At 66.1% G+C, this 3,270-nt stretch carries 2 protein-coding genes and 1 pseudogene; 1 reads left to right on the top strand and 2 read right to left on the bottom strand.

Annotated features, from left to right (window positions below; translation table 11 throughout):
- Positions 1-251: pseudogene (locus tag EN935_RS27950) on the top strand (hypothetical protein); the annotation flags it as partial.
- Here the strand turns inward: EN935_RS27950 and EN935_RS27945 are convergent.
- Both EN935_RS27945 and EN935_RS27940 read right to left on the bottom strand, forming a co-directional pair.
- A complete protein-coding gene (locus EN935_RS27945) occupies positions 248-2,314 on the bottom strand; it encodes an FUSC family protein (RefSeq protein ID WP_127373837.1) in 2,067 nt (688 codons plus the stop codon). The pseudogene EN935_RS27950 and the gene EN935_RS27945 sit on opposite strands and share 4 nt — an antisense overlap.
- A gap of 46 nt (positions 2,315-2,360) precedes the next feature.
- Positions 2,361-3,270, bottom strand: a 910-nt coding sequence (locus tag EN935_RS27940) for a toprim domain-containing protein (RefSeq protein WP_245489066.1), incomplete at its 5' end; no start/stop codon positions are given.

The following is a 3,270-nucleotide window of genomic DNA, read 5'->3' as shown; positions in this document are numbered from 1 at the left end:
ATGATGGCATGCGTGGCAGCGCCGGCCTCGCCGCTGCCACGCATGCCATCATCCTGCGCGCGCTGAAGATCTGGCGCGAGGTCGCCAACGGCAAGCGCGTCGCCGGAGTGCAGGAGGTCAGCTGGCTGATGCTCAAGGAAGTGGGCGGGCAATCCGCCGAAGGCGATCTCGCCGCGCTGGTCAAGTCGATCCATCTCGATGCGCTGCGCGAAAACGCGCGCGGCCACGCGCTGGCGATCGCAGCCGCTTAACCTTTATCCCTCGCGAAGAAATCCGGAAAATCCTCCATCGCCGCGGCGATGATACGCAGCGATGCCGCGATCTGCAGCATCTCGCCGGTGCCGTTTCGTTGGGCGATGCCAGCCGCATATTGGCGGGCGACGGTGACCGTCGAGGTCTGTGGATCGCTGGGGGCGCGGAAGAGCAGTTCGCGCGCCAGCCCCCTCAGGAAGTTGGCAATCGAAAGCGCGGTCTCGGATGGGATGGCATGGCCCTGGCTTGCGTCGCGCAGCCGCAGGATTTCCAGGCCGACGGTGACGGCGGCGACGCCGCCGCCTAAAACCGCATCGCCCTTCCTGCCGGCGTTCTGCACCAGCGGCATCAGCTGGTTGATGCGGTCATAGGCGAGGCTCTCGAAGGCCGAACGCCTCGGCACCCGCTCATGCAGGCAAAGCCGCGCCAGATCCTCGCGCATGGCGCGGACGATGCGATTGGCCGCCAGCCACGGATCGGCGGGCAGCACCAAGATGAAAACGCCGATCGCCAGCAGGATACCAACCAGCACCGATGCCGAGCCGGCGAAGAACGGGCCAGGATCGTAGGTCATCGCCTGATGCGGGCTGAGGAAAGCGAGGAAGTTGATGGCGAAGGCCGTGGCCACGCCGACATAGCGCGGATTGGCCATGCCCAGCGCCGTCGGCACCAGGATGGGCACGACAAACAGGACGAACCAGCCGAAGCCGGGCAGGGCAGGCATCGCGATCTGGCCGACCAGAAAGGCAAAGGGGAGCGCCAGCAGCGTTCCCTTGAAGAAGCCCCAGGCCACCTGTACCGGGTCGGGGCGAGCGGCAAACAGGCTCGATACGACGGCAACGAGAATGACCGTGCCCGCCGCTTCCGACCATTTCGTCGTCAGCCAGAAGGCCGCGACCAGCAGCGTGGCAAGGGCAGCGCGCACGGCATTGCGCGACGCGCCGGGGTAATCGCGATGCACCACCAGCGCAGGCTGCCTGCTGCCCCGGACCGGGCGCGTGGCAGGCGCGCGCAAGGCGTCGAGGCCGCGCAGCACCTGCTTGAGCGCCTCGGCGAAATCGGCGGCGATGGTGAGGCGGGGGATGGTGCCGACCCTGTCGTCGCCCTGGTCGGCCGAGGCATCGGGCATTTGCCGGGCCTTGGCCGAAATGGTGTCGAGCCGCGCCACCCAGGGTGCGGTGTCATCCAGCGCGCCTGACTTGGCCGCCAGTTCGCTGACAAGGGTCTGCAACTCTGAGCGCACCGGGATAAGTGCGGCGTTCTTCGGGGCAGCGTGCGAATGCAGCGCGCGTGCCGCCGACAGCGCCGAGAGCAGCTGTCCGATGGTGCGCCGGACCGGATGGGCGCGTGGCGCAAAACTCGGGGCTTCCAGCCTGGCATAGGCGCGCATCTCGCCAAGCGTCTGGGTGTCAGTGACCAGCTTTCGGTGCAGGCCGGAGAGCGTTGCGGGATCGCCGCCGGAGAACGCACCGCCGGCATAGGTCGCGAGATCGAGAATGCAGCGTTTCAGGCGCGAGATGATGGCGTCGCTCGCCAATTTCGGCAGGATCAGCCGGCTGGTCAGGCCGGCGCAGACAATGCCGAGCACGATCTCGGCACAGCGTGCGACGGCGAGGTCGACGACGAGGTGCGGTTGTCCGAAGCCGGGCAGGCCGATGATCATCGCGGTGTAGCCGGCAAGGGAGGCGCCATAGGCTTCGGGATTGCGCAGCAGCGACGAGACGAAGGTGCAAATGCCGATCCAGACGGCAAGCACCGTCACCAGCACCCAGGGGTTGGTGCCGAAAACCGTGGTGATGCCGATCGCCGCAACGCCGCCGGCAAGCGTGCCGAGCAGCCGGTAGAAGCCCTTCGCCAGCACCATGCCGGCAACCGGCTGAGCGACGATGAACACCGTCATCATGGCCCATTGCGGGTGGTCGAGTTTCAGCGCGTAGGCGGCCAGCAGCGCGATCAGGCCGGCCGAAACGGTGCGCAGGGCAAAAATCCAGTCCGAGCGCGTCGGTTGGGTCAACCCGGCTAAACTGGTTTCGAAATAGCCTTTCAGCCGCACCCAGGTCACATGCTCGTCTCCGCAACTGGAGCCCGTGTTATGGACCGGCTGGCGGCTAGATATCCAGCACTTCCGTCTCGGCGAATTCGGCGCGTTCCTGGATGAAGCGGAAGCGGGCCTCCGGCTTGGTGCCCATCAGTGCGTCGACGGCGTCCTTGGTCGCCGCCTCGGCATCGATCACATCGATCCGAAGCAGCGTGCGCTTCCTCGGATCCATGGTGGTTTCCTTGAGCTGCACGGCCATCATCTCGCCCAGACCTTTGAAGCGGCCGAGTTCGACCTTGCCGCGCCCGGTGAACTCGGTGCGCAGGAGTTCGTCCTTGTGCGCGTCGTCGCGGGCATAGGCGACCTTACCGCCTTGCCTGATCGAGTAAAGCGGCGGCACCGCAAGATAGAGATGGCCGCCGCGCACCAGCGCCGGCATCTCCTGGTAGAAGAAGGTGATCAGCAGCGAGGCGATATGAGCGCCGTCGACATCGGCGTCGGTCATGATGATCACACGGTCGTAGCGCAGATCCTCGTCGCGGTATTTCGAGCGCGTGCCGCAGCCGAGCGCTTGGATCAGGTCGGATATCTGCTGGTTGCCGGCGAGCTTGTCGTTGCCGGCACTGGCGACGTTGAGGATTTTTCCACGCAGCGGCAGGACGGCCTGGCTGGCGCGGTCGCGTGCCTGCTTGGCCGATCCGCCGGCCGAGTCACCTTCGACGATGAACAGTTCGGCGCCGGCCGCGGCATTTTGCGTGCAGTCGGCGAGCTTGCCCGGAAGGCGCAATTTGCGCACAGCACTCTTGCGCGACACCTCTTTTTCCTGCCGCCGGCGCACCCGCTCGTCGGCACGTGCGATCACCCATTCGAGCAGCTTCGAGGCTTCCTGCGGATTGTCGGCCAGCCAATGGTCGAACGGATCACGGATCGCGGTCTCGACAATTCGAATTGCCTCGATCGTCGCCAGCCTGTCCTTGGTC

It is taken from the genome of Mesorhizobium sp. M7D.F.Ca.US.004.03.1.1 (genome assembly GCF_003998635.1).
Taxonomy (GTDB): Bacteria; Pseudomonadota; Alphaproteobacteria; order Rhizobiales; family Rhizobiaceae; genus Mesorhizobium; species Mesorhizobium loti.
This window is presented reverse-complemented; position numbering and strand designations above follow the sequence as displayed.